Origin of the sequence: Isoptericola jiangsuensis (assembly GCF_048320105.1) — a bacterium.
Classification (GTDB): Bacteria; Actinomycetota; Actinomycetes; order Actinomycetales; family Cellulomonadaceae; genus Isoptericola; species Isoptericola jiangsuensis_A.
Map to the genome: position 1 here is coordinate 3,361,730 of NZ_CP182942.1, position 14,383 is coordinate 3,376,112.

At 74.6% G+C, this 14,383-nt stretch carries 18 protein-coding genes; 8 read left to right on the forward strand and 10 right to left on the reverse strand.

Annotated features, from left to right (window positions below; genetic code table 11):
* Both ACNHYB_RS15350 and ACNHYB_RS15355 read right to left on the reverse strand, forming a co-directional pair.
* Entirely contained in the window at positions 1 to 582 is a 582-nt protein-coding gene (locus tag ACNHYB_RS15350; protein WP_418276228.1) for an Rv3235 family protein, read from the reverse strand.
* A gap of 46 nt (positions 583 to 628) precedes the next feature.
* Positions 629 to 1,630 (reverse strand): hypothetical protein, encoded by a 1,002-nt coding sequence (locus ACNHYB_RS15355; protein WP_418276229.1) that lies wholly within the window; start codon positions 1,628 to 1,630, stop codon positions 629 to 631.
* 156 nt (positions 1,631 to 1,786) lie between these two features.
* On the opposite strand from ACNHYB_RS15355, the gene ACNHYB_RS15360 reads away from it, so the two are divergent.
* Positions 1,787 to 2,365, forward strand: a complete 579-nt coding sequence (locus ACNHYB_RS15360; protein WP_418276231.1) for a hypothetical protein — start codon at positions 1,787 to 1,789, stop codon at positions 2,363 to 2,365.
* On the opposite strand, the gene ACNHYB_RS15365 is transcribed toward ACNHYB_RS15360, so the two are convergent.
* On the reverse strand, positions 2,366 to 2,575 hold the full coding sequence (locus ACNHYB_RS15365; protein WP_418276233.1) for a helix-turn-helix domain-containing protein: 210 nt from the start codon (positions 2,573 to 2,575) through the stop codon (positions 2,366 to 2,368).
* 201 nt (positions 2,576 to 2,776) lie between these two features.
* Between ACNHYB_RS15365 and ACNHYB_RS15370 the strand changes: the two genes are divergently transcribed.
* The 3 genes from ACNHYB_RS15370 to ACNHYB_RS15380 are packed head-to-tail and all read left to right on the forward strand — an operon-like array spanning position 2,777 to position 5,309.
* Positions 2,777 to 3,421, forward strand: a complete 645-nt coding sequence (locus ACNHYB_RS15370; RefSeq protein ID WP_418276235.1) for a hypothetical protein — start codon at positions 2,777 to 2,779, stop codon at positions 3,419 to 3,421.
* A complete protein-coding gene (locus ACNHYB_RS15375; RefSeq protein ID WP_418276237.1) occupies positions 3,421 to 4,719 on the forward strand; it encodes an AAA family ATPase in 1,299 nt (432 codons plus the stop codon). Before ACNHYB_RS15370 ends, ACNHYB_RS15375 begins: the two co-directional genes overlap by 1 nt.
* A 44-nt stretch (positions 4,720 to 4,763) precedes the next feature.
* A complete protein-coding gene (locus ACNHYB_RS15380) occupies positions 4,764 to 5,309 on the forward strand; it encodes a DUF6912 family protein (RefSeq protein ID WP_418276239.1) in 546 nt (181 codons plus the stop codon).
* Positions 5,310 to 5,331: 22 nt separating this feature from the next.
* Here ACNHYB_RS15380 and hisN read toward each other — a convergent pair whose 3' ends face one another.
* The 4 genes from hisN to ACNHYB_RS15400 form a co-directional block, all read right to left on the reverse strand.
* On the reverse strand, positions 5,332 to 6,150 hold the full coding sequence (gene hisN, locus ACNHYB_RS15385) for a histidinol-phosphatase (protein ID WP_418276240.1): 819 nt from the start codon (positions 6,148 to 6,150) through the stop codon (positions 5,332 to 5,334).
* Positions 6,151 to 6,217: 67 nt separating this feature from the next.
* On the reverse strand, positions 6,218 to 7,264 hold the full coding sequence (gene rsgA / locus ACNHYB_RS15390) for a ribosome small subunit-dependent GTPase A (RefSeq protein ID WP_418276242.1): 1,047 nt from the start codon (positions 7,262 to 7,264) through the stop codon (positions 6,218 to 6,220).
* Positions 7,264 to 8,586, reverse strand: coding sequence for a 3-phosphoshikimate 1-carboxyvinyltransferase (gene aroA, locus ACNHYB_RS15395; protein ID WP_418276243.1), 1,323 nt, complete (start codon positions 8,584 to 8,586; stop codon positions 7,264 to 7,266). The genes rsgA and aroA overlap by 1 nt, the downstream gene beginning before the upstream one ends.
* Positions 8,587 to 8,636: 50 nt before the next feature.
* Positions 8,637 to 9,215 carry a DoxX family membrane protein gene (locus tag ACNHYB_RS15400; protein ID WP_418276244.1) on the reverse strand — a complete coding sequence of 193 codons (579 nt, stop codon included), beginning with the start codon at positions 9,213 to 9,215 and terminating at the stop codon, positions 8,637 to 8,639.
* A 71-nt stretch (positions 9,216 to 9,286) separates the two neighbouring features.
* Here ACNHYB_RS15400 and ACNHYB_RS15405 point away from each other — a divergent pair, with 71 nt between their 5' ends.
* Together ACNHYB_RS15405 and rsrA are read left to right on the forward strand one after the other, a co-directional pair.
* Positions 9,287 to 10,120: a sigma-70 family RNA polymerase sigma factor gene (locus ACNHYB_RS15405; protein WP_418278078.1), complete on the forward strand. Its 834-nt coding sequence runs from the start codon at positions 9,287 to 9,289 to the stop codon at positions 10,118 to 10,120.
* Positions 10,117 to 10,392 carry a mycothiol system anti-sigma-R factor gene (rsrA, locus tag ACNHYB_RS15410; RefSeq protein ID WP_418276245.1) on the forward strand — a complete coding sequence of 92 codons (276 nt, stop codon included), beginning with the start codon at positions 10,117 to 10,119 and terminating at the stop codon, positions 10,390 to 10,392. Before ACNHYB_RS15405 ends, rsrA begins: the two co-directional genes overlap by 4 nt.
* A 102-nt stretch (positions 10,393 to 10,494) precedes the next feature.
* Here the strand turns inward: rsrA and ACNHYB_RS15415 are convergent, their stop codons facing one another.
* Positions 10,495 to 10,569 carry a 50S ribosomal protein bL37 gene (locus tag ACNHYB_RS15415; RefSeq protein WP_374108520.1) on the reverse strand — a complete coding sequence of 25 codons (75 nt, stop codon included), beginning with the start codon at positions 10,567 to 10,569 and terminating at the stop codon, positions 10,495 to 10,497.
* A gap of 90 nt (positions 10,570 to 10,659) precedes the next feature.
* Here ACNHYB_RS15415 and ACNHYB_RS15420 point away from each other — a divergent pair, with 90 nt between their 5' ends.
* The gene (locus ACNHYB_RS15420; protein WP_418276246.1) at positions 10,660 to 11,463 is read left to right on the forward strand and encodes a DUF4097 family beta strand repeat-containing protein; all 804 of its coding nucleotides are present in this window, start codon (positions 10,660 to 10,662) and stop codon (positions 11,461 to 11,463) included.
* Between the two features lie 76 nt (positions 11,464 to 11,539).
* Here the strand turns inward: ACNHYB_RS15420 and ACNHYB_RS15425 are convergent, their stop codons facing one another.
* A complete protein-coding gene (locus ACNHYB_RS15425; protein ID WP_418276247.1) occupies positions 11,540 to 12,145 on the reverse strand; it encodes a GDSL-type esterase/lipase family protein in 606 nt (201 codons plus the stop codon).
* A 152-nt stretch (positions 12,146 to 12,297) separates the two neighbouring features.
* Positions 12,298 to 13,221 (reverse strand): aldose 1-epimerase family protein, encoded by a 924-nt coding sequence (locus ACNHYB_RS15430; RefSeq protein ID WP_418276248.1) that lies wholly within the window; start codon positions 13,219 to 13,221, stop codon positions 12,298 to 12,300.
* Positions 13,222 to 13,297: 76 nt separating this feature from the next.
* Here ACNHYB_RS15430 and ACNHYB_RS15435 point away from each other — a divergent pair, with 76 nt between their 5' ends.
* Positions 13,298 to 14,290 carry an aldo/keto reductase gene (locus ACNHYB_RS15435; protein WP_418276249.1) on the forward strand — a complete coding sequence of 331 codons (993 nt, stop codon included), beginning with the start codon at positions 13,298 to 13,300 and terminating at the stop codon, positions 14,288 to 14,290.
* Positions 14,291 to 14,383: the final 93 nt, after the last annotated feature.

Genomic DNA, 14,383 nt, shown 5'->3' on the forward strand with positions numbered 1-14,383 from the left:
TCAGCCGATCTCGAGCACCGCGACGCGCCACGCGCCGCGGTGGACCTCGAGGCGGACGGCGGCGGCCCGGACACGGCCGTCGTCGTCCAGCACGACCGTCGCCTCGGCGGTCGCCGGCGTGAGCCGCACCATCCGGACCCGCCGTACCGCGACCGGCCGCGACGTGCGTGCCGTGGTGGTGGCGCTGCGGGCGTCCCGCACGAGGCGAGCGCGCTGGAGCAGCTGCTCCAGCACCGCGGGGGTCACCCAGCGCGCGACCTGCGTGGCGGACCGCTCGCCACGCAGGACCTCGAGGGCCGCGCGGACCACGGAGCAGCACATCGCCGTCGGGTCGCCCGGCGCGGGTCGCGAGGTCGTGGGCTCCACGGGGGGCTCGTCCCGCCCGGCGACCGGCCTGGGCAGGGGCCGGGCGGCGCCGATCCGCACCCTGCGCACGGGCCCCGGTCGGCGGGTCGCCCGCGGGGGTTCGCCCGGGCGCCGGGTCATCGGGGCGCTCACCCGCAGCGGGCGGTCCGACGCCGGGCGCGGGGTACCGGTGCGCTGGTCGCCGGTCTGGGCGGGCTCGGGGGCTGTGGTGGTCATGGCTCTCCGTTCTCGGGCGGGTGAGGGTGTCGGCGGTACGCGGACGTCACGGACCGCGCAGGATCTGCCCCGGCAGGACGACGTCGGGGTCGTCGCCGACGACGTCACGGTTCGCCTCGTGCCACCGGACGGTCTCGCGCAGGATCTGGGCGTCGGTGGCGTCACCGGGCAGGGTCCGGGCGGCGATGTCCCACAGGGTGTCGCCCCGGACCACGACGACCTCGACCGGGCGCTCGTCGTCCGTGGTCGTCACGGTGCGTGAGGTGCGCTGGGCGTCGAGCGGGCGTTCGGCGTCCTCGGTGCCGGTCGACGTGCTGGTCGTGCTGGTCGTGTCGGCCGACGTGCTGGTCGTGTCGCGGGTCGGCGTCTCGGCCGCGTCCGCGTCCGCGGTCTCGCCCACGCCCGCGGTCTGACGGGCCTCCGCGGATTCGGGCGCCGCCGTGGGCTCGCCCGTGGGCTCGCCCGTGGGCTCCGCCGTGGTGCGGGTCGAGGCGTCGGTCACCGTCTCGGCAGCGGCGGGCGCGGTCTCGGGCGGGCTCGGGAGGTCCACGGGCGCGACGACGTCCTGCGGCCGGTCCACGCTCTCGCCCTGCCCGGCCGTGGTGCTCTGCCAGCCGAGGTCGAGGACCTCGACGGTGGCGGGTTGCGGTGCGGGGAGGTCGGCGGCCGTCGCGGCGACCGGGGTCAGGGCGAGGCCCGCGCCGACGCCGAGCCCGACGGCGCCGCGGGCCAGCCGCCGCACCAGCACGGGTGCCCAGCGGCCGAGCGCCTCGACCGAGGCGGGGCTGCCCCGCCACCGTGCCCGGCCCGCGGCCACGACGCCGGCGACCGACCCGGCCAGGAGCCAGAGTGCGACGCCGACGCCCCCGACCAGCACGGCGAGCTCGACCCAGTCCTCGATCCGCGCCGCCCCGACAGCGGCGACCGAGCGTGGCGTGACGGCGAGCAGGCGGAGGCCCAGCAGCCAGAGAGCCCCGGCGGACAGGGCGGCGAGGGCGCACAGGCCCGTCCATCCTGCCGCGACCTGTCGTGCGGTCGATGCGGTCATCGTGTCAGCCTCCATCGGATGAGCCTCGATCATGCCGTTTGATAGCAGTTGGTGTGCTCGGGTGATGGATATTGAAGCGCAGTGTGGTCCCGCTGTCCAGGGCACGGCATCCTGGACCCTGCCTGCCGCCCGGCAGGCAGGGAGGGGAACGCCGTCGTGCCGTCGTCCGAGGTCTCACGCTGGGCCCTGCTGTTCGCCGACCTCGAGGCCCAGATGGTGGCCGAGGAGGCGGCCGAGCGTGACGGCGCCGTCGCCGAGCTGACCCGGGCCGAGCAGGCCACGGTGGTGCTGGCCGACCGGCTCCGCGCCGGCGGGGCGCACACCCTGCGCGTCGAGCTCCGGGACGGCGAGATGCTGGACGGTCGGCCCGTCCACGTCGCCTCGACCTGGTTCCAGCTCGACGGCGCACGGGCCGGCGGGCACTCCCACATCGGGCACGCCCCGCTCGGGCGCACCCAGCACCTGGTGCCGTTCGCGGCCCTCGCGAGCATCCAGGGACTCGGGCTCCACGCCGCGCCCTCGACGTCGCGGGCGGACGCCCTCGGCCTCGGCCGTGCCCTGCGCGGGCTGCAGCGCGACCGAGCGCGGGTGCAGGTGCGCACGGCCGCCGGCACGACGCTCGGGCGGATCGCCCGGGTGGGGGCGGACCACCTCGACGTGGAGGAGACGGAGCGGGCGCGGCCCGCCGGCAGGGTGGTTCCGTTCGCGGCGCTCCTGCGCGTCAGCGAGGCCTGATCAGGCCTCGCCGCTCGCGATGCGCTCCCGGGTGCGCGTGTACTGCTGGTCGATGTACTCCTCGAGCTTGCTCGCCTCCACGCGCCACACCTTCTTCGGCCCGACCTGGATCGCCGGCAGCTCACCGCTGCGGACGAGCGAGTAGGCCTGCGCGGCGGAGATGTTGAGCATCTCCTGCACGTCGGCGAGGGAGAGGAATCGACTGGCCATGACAGCCATGGTGGCACAGGGGGCCGGGTGATGGCAGTTATCCACAGATGTAGGCGGATGGTGTCCCTGCGTGACGCCGTCCCGGATCATGGATGGGGTCTCCGCCGCCGGGCCGGGCCTCGCTAGCCTCGGGGCCGCCCGACGGACAAACCCGACCCACCGGACGCGATGCCGCGGCCGGACGAGCCGAAGGACCGCCCCTTGAGCAACGACGCCCTCCCGGCACCCCTGGCACCGCGCCTGCGCCGTCCCACCTGGCGCGACCCCCGACTCGTCGTCGGCGTCCTGCTCGTGGCGCTCTCGGTCGCGCTGGGTTCGTGGGTGGTCGCGAACGCCGACCGCACCGTGCCCGTGTACGTCGCCGCGGGCACCCTCACGCCCGGGGAACCGGTGGACGCCGACCGGCTGCGCGTCGTCGACGTCAACCTCGGCGCCGAGGAGACGCGGTACCTGCGGGCGGACCAGGCGCTGCCGACGGAGCAGGTCGCCCTGCGCGTGGTCGCCGACGGCGAGCTGGTCGCCGCGGCAGCGCTGGGTGCGGCCGACGAGGTCGACGTGCGCGCCGTGGCGGTACCGGTGTCGTCCGGGCTGTCCGAACGCATCACGGCGGGGGCGCTCGTCGACCTCTGGTTCGTGCCGGAGGGGGACACGGGCGAGGGCGACGCCGCGGAGCCCGCCCCGATCGTGTCGGGCGTCGTCGTCGAACAGGTCGACGTCGCGGACTCGGGCCTCGTGGTGGCCAGCCAGGGCACCCTGCAGGTCCTGGTGGGGGTGGACGACCTGCCGGCGGTGCTGTCCGCGCTCGGTTCTCCCGGCAGCGTCGCCGTCGTCCCGGTGGTCGGCTGATGGCGCGACTGACCACCGTGCTGTGCGCGGTGAACGGACCCACGGAGACCGACGTCGTGCTGGGGCTGGAGGCGCCGGGCACCGGCACCACGGTCACCCGTCGCTGCGGGGACCTCGCCGAGCTGCTCGCCGCGGCCGCGGCCGGCGCCGGCACGGTCGCGGTCGTCTCCGCCGACCTCGCCGGGCTGGACCGGGAGGCCGTCGGCAGGTTGCACGCGGCCGGCGTGCGGGTCGTGGCGCTCGCCGACGACGGCCCGCCGGAACGGGTGCGCGCCCTCGGTGTCGAGGCGGTCGTCGCCGGGGCGGCGGACCCTCTGCTCCTCGACGCCGTCCGCGACACCGCACCCATCGACGACCCGCTCGCCACCTCCGAGATCGACCTGTCCGCGCTGGCCGCGGGCGCGGGGAGCGGACCGGCGCGACGCGGGTCCGTCGTCGCCGTCTGGGGTCCGGTCGGTGCTCCGGGACGCACGACGACGGCGGTCGAGCTCGCCGCGGAGCTCGCCGGTCTCGGCGGCAACGGCGGCAGCGGTGGCCGCCGGCGTCGACGAGGGGCGGAGGCCCGTGTCCAGGAGGCTGCCCTGCTGGTCGACGCCGACACGTACGGATCGTGCCTCGCGGCGCGGCTCGGGCTGCTCGACGACGCCCCGGGCCTCGCGGCGGTGGCGCGCGTGGCCGCCCAGGGCTCGCTCGACGTGAGCACCCTGGCGCGTCACGCGCCCGTCGTGGAGGGCCGGCTCCGGGTCCTCACCGGGATCACGCGTGCCGCTCGGTGGCCGGAGCTTCCTGCGAGCTCGCTCGAGATCGTGCTGGCGACCGCCCGTTCCCTGGCGGAGTGGACGGTGGTCGACTGCGGGCCCCTGGTGGAGACGGACGAGCTGCTCATGTACGACACGCGGGCTCCCCAGCGGAACGCGGCGACCCTGGCCGCGCTCGAGGCGGCCGATCTCGTGGTGGTCGTCGGCACGGCCGACCCGATCGGCATCCAGCGGCTCGTGCGCGCGCTCGAGGAGCTCGGCGAGGTGCCGGTGCCCGTCACGGGCGAACGGATCGTGGTCGTCAACCGTCTTCGTCCCAGCGCCGTCGGCCCCGACCCCGAGCAGGCCGTGACGGACGCGCTCGCCCGCTACGCCGGCGTCGACGACCCGCACCTGGTGCCTCAGGACGGACCCGCGCTGGACGCCGCCGTGCTGGCCGGGCGCACCGTCGCCGACCTGACGGCGTCGTCACCGCTGCGCACGGCCTTCGCCGGGCTGGCCGAGCGGGTCCGCCGCCGGGCCGTCGTCGCCGCCGGATGACCGTCCGGCCGCACGCGGCCCGCCCCAGGGGGCAGACTGTGGCCATGCGCCTCTACGTGCCCGCCACCCTCGACGAGCTGACCGCCGTCGTGCCCGGTCCGACCGCGCGCTGGGACCTGGTGCCACGGGTGGCGCACGCCGTCACCCCGCAGCTGGTCGCCGCCCTGCCCGACGCGGACGACGAGGAGCTGGAGTACGCGGCCTTCCTGGCCGCTGCCGACGACTCGCTCGCGCTGGTCGCCGCGGGTGCCACCGTGCCGCTGCGCGTCGTGGTGTCGCTCGAGGTGCCCGACGACGCCGTCGCGACCGGCGCGACCGACCACGAGCCCGACGGGGCCCCGTCCCGGACGGCGGTGGTCCGCGACGTCCCCGGTGCCCGTGTGGAGGCCGTGCACGTCGACGAGCCGGAGGCGGCCCACGACGTCCGTGCCGTGCTGGCCGCCGCCGACAGCCCGCACGACGGCGGCAGTGACGACGGCGAGGGCGCAGACGGCGAGGACGAACGGCTCGCCGACGCCGTCGAGCGCGTCGCCGCACGTGACCTGCTCTGGTACGCCCCGGCCGAGATCCCGACGATCCCGTGCCCCTGAGCTGCCGCCGCGACCCGGTGGGTCAGCCCAGGTAGACCAGGGCCTTGTCGTGCAGGTGCGCGTTGGTGGCGATCGCGTTGCCGCCCCACGGGCCGTCCTGGCCGTCGAGCGACGTGAAGCGCCCCCCGGCCTCGATGACGATCGGCACCAGGGCCGCCATGTCGTACAGCTCCAGCTCGGGCTCCGCGGCGATGTCGGCGGCTCCCTCGGCGACCAGCATGTAGGACCAGAAGTCGCCGTAGCCGCGGGTGCGCCAGCACTCCCGGGTCAGGTCGAGGAACCCGTTGAGCTTGTCGCGCTCCTCCCAGCCGTCCAGCGAGGAGTACGCGAACGAGGCGTCGCTCAGCGCGGTCACGCCGGACACGTGCATGCGGGTGGCCGCCGCGATGGACTTGCCCGTCCAGGCGCCCGAGCCCTTGGCCGCCCACCAGCGCCGGCCGAGCGCGGGCGCGGAGACGAGCCCCATGACGATCTCGTCGCCGTCGGCGAGCGCGATGAGGGTCGCCCAGACGGGCACGCCGCGCACGAAGTTCTTGGTGCCGTCGATCGGGTCGATGATCCACCGGCGTGAACCACCACCGACCTCGCCGAACTCCTCGCCGACGATCGCGTCGCGCGTGCGCGCGCGGGCGAGCTGGGCGCGGATGAACTCCTCGGCCCCGCGGTCGGCGTCCGACACGGGCGTCTGGTCGGGCTTCGTCTCGACGTGCAGGTCGACCGCGCGGAACCGGGACATCGTCATCGAGTCGACCTGGTCGGCGATCACGTGGGCGAGACGCAGGTCGTCCTCGTAGGTGCGTCCGCGACCCTGGGGACTGGGAGTCTGCTGAAAGGTGGCCACGCTCACAAGGTAGCGGTCCGGGCGTCGTCCGCGCAGGCAGGCGCGCGGACCGGGACCGGCAGGGCCGTCAGTCGGCCGACGTGCGGGCCGTCAGCAGGCGACGGAACGAGGCGAGGCGGGCCGCACGGGCCGCGCGGGCCGTCTCGTCGGAGCCCGCGACCCACTCGTCCAGGGCGCAGTCCGGTGCGTCGTCGAGGTGGGTGCACCCGCGCGGGCACTCGGCGGCGACCTCGTCGAGGTCCTCGAACGCGGCCAGCAGGTGCTCCACCTCGACGTGCGCCAGCCCGAACGACCGGACCCCGGGGGTGTCGATGACCCAGCCGTCGTGCTCGACGTCGCTCCCGCCCGCCGTGACGGGCAGACGCAGGGCCACCGCCGAGGTCGACGTGTGCCGGCCACGACCGGTGACGTCGTTGACCACCCCGGTGGCGCGCGCGGCGTCGGGGACCAGCGCGTTGATCAGGGTGGACTTCCCGACGCCGGAGTGCCCGACCAGGACCGACCGGAGACCGACGAGGCGCTCGCGGACCTCCTCGACCGACGCCGCGTCGTCGCGCCGGGTGACGACGACCTCGACGCCCAGCGGCTCGTACAGGGCGCGCAGGACGTCGGGGGAGGCGAGGTCGGCCTTCGTCAGGCAGAGCAGCACGTCCATCCCGGCGTCGTAGGCCGCCACGACGCACCGGTCGATCATTCCGGTGCGGGGCTCCGGCCGGGCGAGGGCGGTGACGACGACGAGCTGGTCGGCGTTGGCGACGACGATCCGTTCGTACGGGTCGGTGTCGTCCGCGGTGCGCCGCAGCGTGGAGGAGCGGTCCTGGATGCGGACGATGCGTGCCAGCGTGCCCGGCAGGCCGGACGTGTCGCCGACGACGTCGACGAGGTCACCGACCACGGTCCGGGTGCGGCTGAGCTCGCGGGCCTTCATGGCCAGGACCTCGCGCTCGTCCGGGCCGCCGTCGTCCACCACGAGGGTGTAGCGGCCGCGGTCGACGCCCACGACGAGGCCGGTGACCGCGTCCGCGTGGTCCGGGCGCTGCTTGGTGCGGGGCCGGGACCCGTGCTTGGAGGGGCGCGCGTAGCGCGCGTGCTCGTCGCGGGCCCGCGCGGCCATCAGGCGCGGGCCCCGGACCCGGCCAGCATCGCCGACCACAGCCCGTCGAACCCGGGCAGGGTCTTGGCGGTGGTCGCCACGTCCTCGACCTGCAGTCCCGGCACCCGCAGGCCCAGCAGGGCGGCCGAGGTCGCCATGCGGTGGTCGGCATAGGTGCGCACGACGGCGCCGTGGAGCGGTCGGGGAGTGATGACCAGGCCGTCGCGGGTCTCCTCGCACCGACCGCCGAGCCGGGTGATCTCCGTGGCGAGCGCCGCCAGCCGGTCCGTCTCGTGGCCGCGCAGGTGTGCGATCCCGCGCAGCCGGCTGGGGGAGTCGGCGAGCGCGGCCAGCGCGGCGAAGGTCGGGGCGAGCTCGCCGGCGGCGTGCAGGTCCACGTCGACGCCGTGGATCCGGCCGCTGCCGGTGACCGTCAGGACGTCGCCGTCGAGCGAGGTGGTGGCGCCCATGCGTTCGAGCAGGCCGGGGACGAGCGCGCCGGGCTGCGTCGTGGCCGTCGGCCAGCCGGGCACGCGGACGGTACCGCCGGCGACGAGAGCGGCCGCGAGGAACGGGGCCGCGTTGGACAGGTCGGGCTCGACCCGGACGTCCCGGGCGGCGATCGGGCCGGGGGAGACCTGCCAGATGCCGTCACGGGAGTCGTCGACCTCGACGCCGACCTCGCGCAGCGTGGCCACGGTCATGTCGATGTGCGGCTTGCTGGGCAGGGTGGCACCGATGTGGCGCAGCATGAGCGGGCGCTCGAAGCGCGCGGCCGCGAGGAGGAGCGCCGAGACGAACTGCGACGACGCGGAGGCGTCGACGTCCACGGCGCCGCCGGCGACCCTGCCGGTGGCGTGGACGGAGAACGGCAGGTGGGAGGGGAGCTCGGGGCCGTCGCCGCTGACGGTGACGCCGAGGGCGTGCAGCGCGGCCAGCACGGGCAGCATGGGGCGCACCCGGGCCTCGGGGTCGCCGTCGAACCGGACGGTCCCCCGGGCGAGGGCCGCCACCGGCGGCAGGAACCGCATGACGGTCCCGGCGAGGCCGCAGTCGATCCGGACGTCCCCGGTGAGCGTGCCGGGCTCGACGTGCAGGGTGCTCGGGACGTCCCCCTCGGTGATCGTGGTGCCGAGGGCGCGCAGTGCGCCGATCATGAGGTCCGCGTCGCGCGAGCGCAGGGCGCCGCGCAGCGTGCCGGGACCCTCGGCGAGGGCGGCGAGGACGAGCAGACGGTTCGTCAACGACTTGCTGCCCGGGATCTCGACCACGGCGTCCAGGGAACCCTCCGCGAGCGGGGCGTCCCACAGGGGCAGGCTGGTCCGGGCGGGCGTAGTCGTCATGGTCCGAGGGTAGTGGACGATGCCGGTCGCCCGGCCGTGGCCCGGGGGTGTCAGGACAGCTTCGCCCGCGTCTTCTCGGCGGACGCCTTGGCCTGCTTGGCGGCATGCTCGACGTCCTTCGCGGCGCTCTTGGCCGTGTGCTTGACGGACTTCGTCGCGGAGTCGACGGCGTGCTTCGTGGACCGGGACGCGGCGGACCGCTTCTGCTCGATGCGGTACGAAACGCCGGGACGTCCTTCGAGGTCGATCCCGGCGATGACCGCAGCGCCCACCGCGCCGAGGTTGCGGACGAACTTCGCCGTCTTCTCCTGACGGGCGTCGCCCTTGGCGGTGAAGGGCTGGTTGACGACGGCCAGCGGTGCGGTCAGTGCGGCCAGGACGAGGGCGGCCGTGCGCGGGGCGCGCCCGACGGCGAGCAGGACGCCCGCAGCGGCGGTGACGGCACCGTGGGCCCGCACCAGCAGCGACACCTGGGTGTCGTCGAGGGGGTCGACGCCGAGCGCCTGGGTGATGGTGTCGGAACCTTCGCGCGCGGCAGCCGTGTGCTCGGCGGGGCGCAGCGCGGCGGACAGTCCGTCGTAGACGAAGGGAACGGCCAGCAGGGGTCGGGCGAGGCGTCGCAGCAGCATGGACCCACTGTGTCACCACGGTGGCGTCGGTGCCTACCGATGGCCCGGGCGGGTCGGGCGTCCCGGCGGGAATGACGACCAGCCGGGTGCTGTTGTGGACCGGTGTGAGAGCTTGCCTGACACCCCCCGCGGCCACCGCGGGCGAGGTTCCCCTGTTCGCCCTGGCGCCGGCGGCGACCCCGGCGGCGTCGTCGTCGTCGGATCCGCGCCGCGGTGCGTGGCCGACGGGTCTAGGCTCGACGGTGATGAGCGACGAACCCGAGCGCCCCGGCCAGGCCACCGACGCCGAGATCGGCGAGGACACCGAGCGCGCGCCCGCGCAGGAGGTCGCCGCGGAGCGCGCCGCGCGGTTCGAGCGCGACGCCCTGCAGTACGTCGACCAGCTCTACTCGGCCGCCCTGCGCATGACGCGCAACCCGACCGACGCCGAGGACCTCGTCCAGGAGACCTTCGCGAAGGCGTTCGCCGCCTTCCACCAGTACAAGCCCGGCACGAACCTCAAGGCGTGGTTGTACCGGATCCTGACGAACACCTTCATCAACACCTACCGCAAGAAGCAGCGTCAGCCCCAGCAGGCGCACACGGACGACATCGAGGACTGGCAGATCGCCCGTGCGGCGACCCACACCTCGCAGGGCCTGCGCTCCGCCGAGGTCGAGGCGCTCGACCGGCTGCCCGACTCCGACGTCAAGGACGCCCTCGCCCAGCTCCCCGAGGACCGCCGCATGGTCGTGTACTACGCGGACGTGGAGGGCTTCCCCTACAAGGAGATCGCCGAGATCATGGGAACACCGATCGGGACCGTGATGTCCCGGCTGCACCGCGGACGACGCCAGCTGCGAGAGCTCCTCGCCGACTACGCGGCGGACCGGGGGCTCGCGGCGGCACGCGGAGGAGAGTCATGAGCGGCGACGTCACCCCCATCCCGCACGAGGCGGCCGAGGGCGAGAACGAGTGCGAGCACGCGCTGACGCACCTGTACGAGTTCCTCGACTCGGAGATGACCGAGGCCGACGAGCTGCGCATGCGCGCCCACGTCGCGCACTGCTCGCCCTGCCTGGCCGAGCTGGACATGGAGGAGCTCGTCAAGAAGCTCGTCAAGCGGTCCTGCTCCGAACAGGCCCCCGAGACGCTCTACCTGCGCATCCGCGCCCAGATCACGACCATCTCAGGCTGACCGGGGCGACGACGTGACGACGCACGCCGCAACGACAGCGAGGGGCCGCCTGCATCGAGCAGGCGGCCCCTCGCTGTTCGGGACGCGGACGTCCCGGCGTCCTCAGGCGTTGGGACGCTTGCCGTGGTTAGCGGCCTTGCCCTTGCGGGCGCGACGCTTGCTGCCGCGCTTGCTCATGGCGGTCTCCTCACGAGAAGGTGGACGGGTCGCCCCATCGTCCCACACCGGGGCGGCGGGCTCAGCATCGCGGCAGCACGGAGGCAACGCATGAGCACCGAGACCTGGGCGGTCGCCGCCCCGCAGACGATCACCGTCGACGGGGTGAGCGCGGTGTCGGTCCGGGTCCAGGCGGGCCGCGTCGACGTCGTCGTCGACCCCGAGACCACACGGACCACGCTCGACGTCACCGAGATCTCGGAGAAGCCGCTGCAGGTCACCCGTGACCGCGACCGCCTGCGCATCGGCTACGAGGCGTCGAAGATGGACGCCTTCGTCGCGCGCGTCAAGAACCTCGGCAGCAGCTCCGAACGCGCGGTGCTGCGGCTCACCGTCCCGCCGGGGACCGCGGTCGACGTCGGGACGGTCGAGGGGGACGCCGACGTGACCGGCACCACCGGCACCGTCGTCAAGACCGTCACCGGCACGGTGCGCACCGCGGGCACCAGCGGCTCCCTCTACCTCAAGTCCGTCTCCGGCGACGTCGCCGCGACCGCCCACAGCGGGGACGTCTCGGCCCAGGTGGTCTCCGGGGCGCTCGCCGTCGACGGTGCGATCGGCCGCGTGTCCGCCCACAGCGTGTCCGGGGCGCTCGCCGTCACCGCGGTCGGCACGACGCCGATGGTGACCGTCAAGACCGTCTCGGGCGACGTCACGGTGCGGCTCGACGAGGGCACGCCCGTGAGCCTCAAGGTCCGCGGTGCGGCGGGGCAGGCGATCCTGGACGGCACGGTGCTGCCGTCCACGGGACGGGTGCTGGCGGTGGACCACGCCGACACCCCGGTCGCGGGTCGCAGCGTCGCCTACCTGACCGCCGCGGTCACCTCGTCGAGGGTCGTCGTGACGCGCGGCTGACGGGCTCCGGTCCGGGCTCGGACCGGGACCCGGGCCAGGCGCTCGGGGCTCGCCCCGGCCAGGCGGCACCGTCCGGTCAGACGGCCTCGCCGGGCAGGCCCAGCCAGGCGTGCCACCCGGTGTGCAGCACCAGCCACGCCATCAGGCCGTACCCGGCCTGCCCGGGGAACGTGGAGCCCGTCGTAGCCAGGTCCGCCACCCACTGCTCGTGGTGGGCCAGCGGCGTGTACGTGTCCACGTAGGGGACCCGCCGCCGGCTCGCGACGTCGGAGAACGCCGCCGACAGCTCGGCGATGCGGCCGCCGTCCTCCGGGCGTCCCGGCGGCGGGCCGACGACGAACGTCGCCAGACGGTTCTTGTCGGCGACGTCGAGGATGTTCGCGAGGTTGAGCCGGGACCTCGCGACCGACAGGCCGGGGTCGAGATCGTGCCGACCGAGCGCCACGACCAGCCGGTTGTCGTAGGAGGACTCCGGCCCGAACCGGGGTGCCGTCTCGGCCTCCCACCGGGCGTTCAGCGCCGACGTCGTCTCCCCGGGGACGGCCAGGGTGAACGACATGGCCGGCTGCTCGAACTTCGTGCGGGCCAGCACGCGACCGGTCCAGCCCAGGGCCCGGGCGTCCCCGACGCCCGCACTGAGCTCGTCACCCACCACGCAGATGCGCACCTGTCGGTCGGTCACCCGTCACCATCCCCTGCCGTGTTGCTCGTTGCGCCGTCATTGTCCCGTGCGCGGGTACGGCACCGCATGATCCCACGCCGCCGCCCGCTCCCACCGTCCAGGAGGGGGAGCGGGAGCGTTTGTGACAAATCAGGCTGAACCGATTCCGCGGGTCACAGCAGGGTCGCGCCCCACCGGACCTCGTGCGAGTCCCCGGGCGCGAGCCGGACCAGCCGGTCACCCGTGTTGAAGGCGTCGGCGTAGCAGCTCATGGGCTCGGCGGCGAGGCCGAACCGCTCGTGCCCGTCGATGTGGTCGGCCGAGCAGACCTGCCAGCAGTCCATCGAGCCGTCCATCCAGACCGCCGGCGTCCGACCGTCCGGGCAGCCGAGCAGGCACCAGGACAGCCCGTCCGGGTCCCGCAGCGGCGCGACCCAGGCGTCGTCGAGGTCCAGACCGGCCAGGGACCGCGTCTCGCGCAGGTCGACGTCGCCGCTCACGGGGACCACGCCCGTCGGCAGGAGCCGGGCGTCGACCGTGACGTGCTCGGCCGCGTCGAGACGCACGGTGCACGCGTCGAGGTCGGCGCCACCGGCGGACAGCCACGGGTGGAACCCGACGCCGTACGGCGCCGTCCCGGAGCCCACGTTCGTCGTGCGGACACGGACCTCGAGGCCGGTCGCGGCGTCCAGGGAGTAGGTGATGCGCGTCGTGAGCTGGAAGGGCCAGCCCTTCTGGGCGGGCAGGGCGAGCTCGAGGGTGACCGAGTCGGCAGCCGCCTCGACCAGGTCCCAGCGGTACCAGGCAGCGAGACCGTGCAGCGCCGTCGTGCGGTCGACCTCGGTGATCGGCAGCTGGTAGGTGCGGCCGTCGACGGCGTAGCGGCCGTCGCGCAGCCGGTTCGGCCACGGCACCAGCACCGCCGCGTTGTGCACCGGTACCACCTCGTTCGCGCCGAAGGGGACGAAGACGTCACGCCCGTCGACGGCGTACTCGCGGACCATCGCCCCGACCTCGGTGACGGTCGCGGCGTGCCCACCGGCGACGATGCGGTACTGGGTGCCCGACGGAGAAGCGGGCGAAAGGGTCGTGTTCACGGTCACACCGTAGTCGGAGAGCCGAGTCGGCGCGTCACGCGTACCGTGTGGAGGTCGACCTGAACTCGGAGGACAGATGGAACAGCAGGTGCTCGGCCGGACAGGCCGGATGGTGTCCGTGATCGGCCTGGGAACCTGGCAGCTCGGTGCCGACTGGGGCGAGGTGGGCGACGACGAGTCGCGCGCGGTGCTCGACGCGGCGCTGGAGGCGGGGATCACGTTCTTCGACACCGCCGACGTGTACGGGGACGGTCGCAGCGAGCAGGCCCTCGGGCGGTTCCTCGCGGACCACCAGGACCAGTCGCTCACGGTCGCCACGAAGATGGGCCGCCGGGTGGACCAGGTGCCGGAGAACTACGTGCTCGAGAACTTCCGCGAGTGGACGGACCGGTCCCGGCGGAACCTCGGCGTCGAAAGCCTCGACCTCGTGCAGCTCCACTGCCCGCCCACGCCCGTGTACTCCAGCGACGAGGTCTTCGACGCGCTCGACCAGCTCGTCGAGGACGGCGTCATGGCCGCCTACGGCGTGTCCGTGGAGACGGCTGACGAGGCCCTGACCGCCATCGCCCGCCCGCACGTGGCGTCGGTGCAGATCATCCTCAACGCGTTCCGGCTCAAGCCGCTGGAGAAGGTCCTCCCGGCGGCCTCGGAGGCAGGGGTCGGCATCATCGCGCGCGTCCCGCTGGCGTCCGGGCTGCTCTCGGGTCGCTACACCACCGAGACGACGTTCGCCGAGAACGACCACCGGACGTTCAACCGCGGCGGCGAGGCGTTCGACGTCGGCGAGACGTTCTCGGGCGTGCCGTTCGAGGTCGGGGTCGACGCCGCCGCCCGGTTCACGACGCTCGCCGAGGACCTGGCCGAGGACGTCACCCCCGCCCAGGCCGCCCTGGCCTGGGTGTGGCAGCAGCCCGGGGTCAGCACCGTGATCCCCGGAGCCCGCAGCCCGGAGCAGGCGGCCGCGAACGCCGCGGCCGGGAACGTCGGCGTGCTCGGCCCGCTGTTCCGGTCGAAGGTGCGCGACCTCTACGACGAGTCGATCCGCGAGCACGTCCACGACCGCTGGTAGGACCGGCGCGGACGGCGTTCGGACCTGCACCGTCGGGACGCGCGCCGTCGGGACGCACTGTCTCCTGCAGAGGCTCGTGCGGAGGCTCGTGCG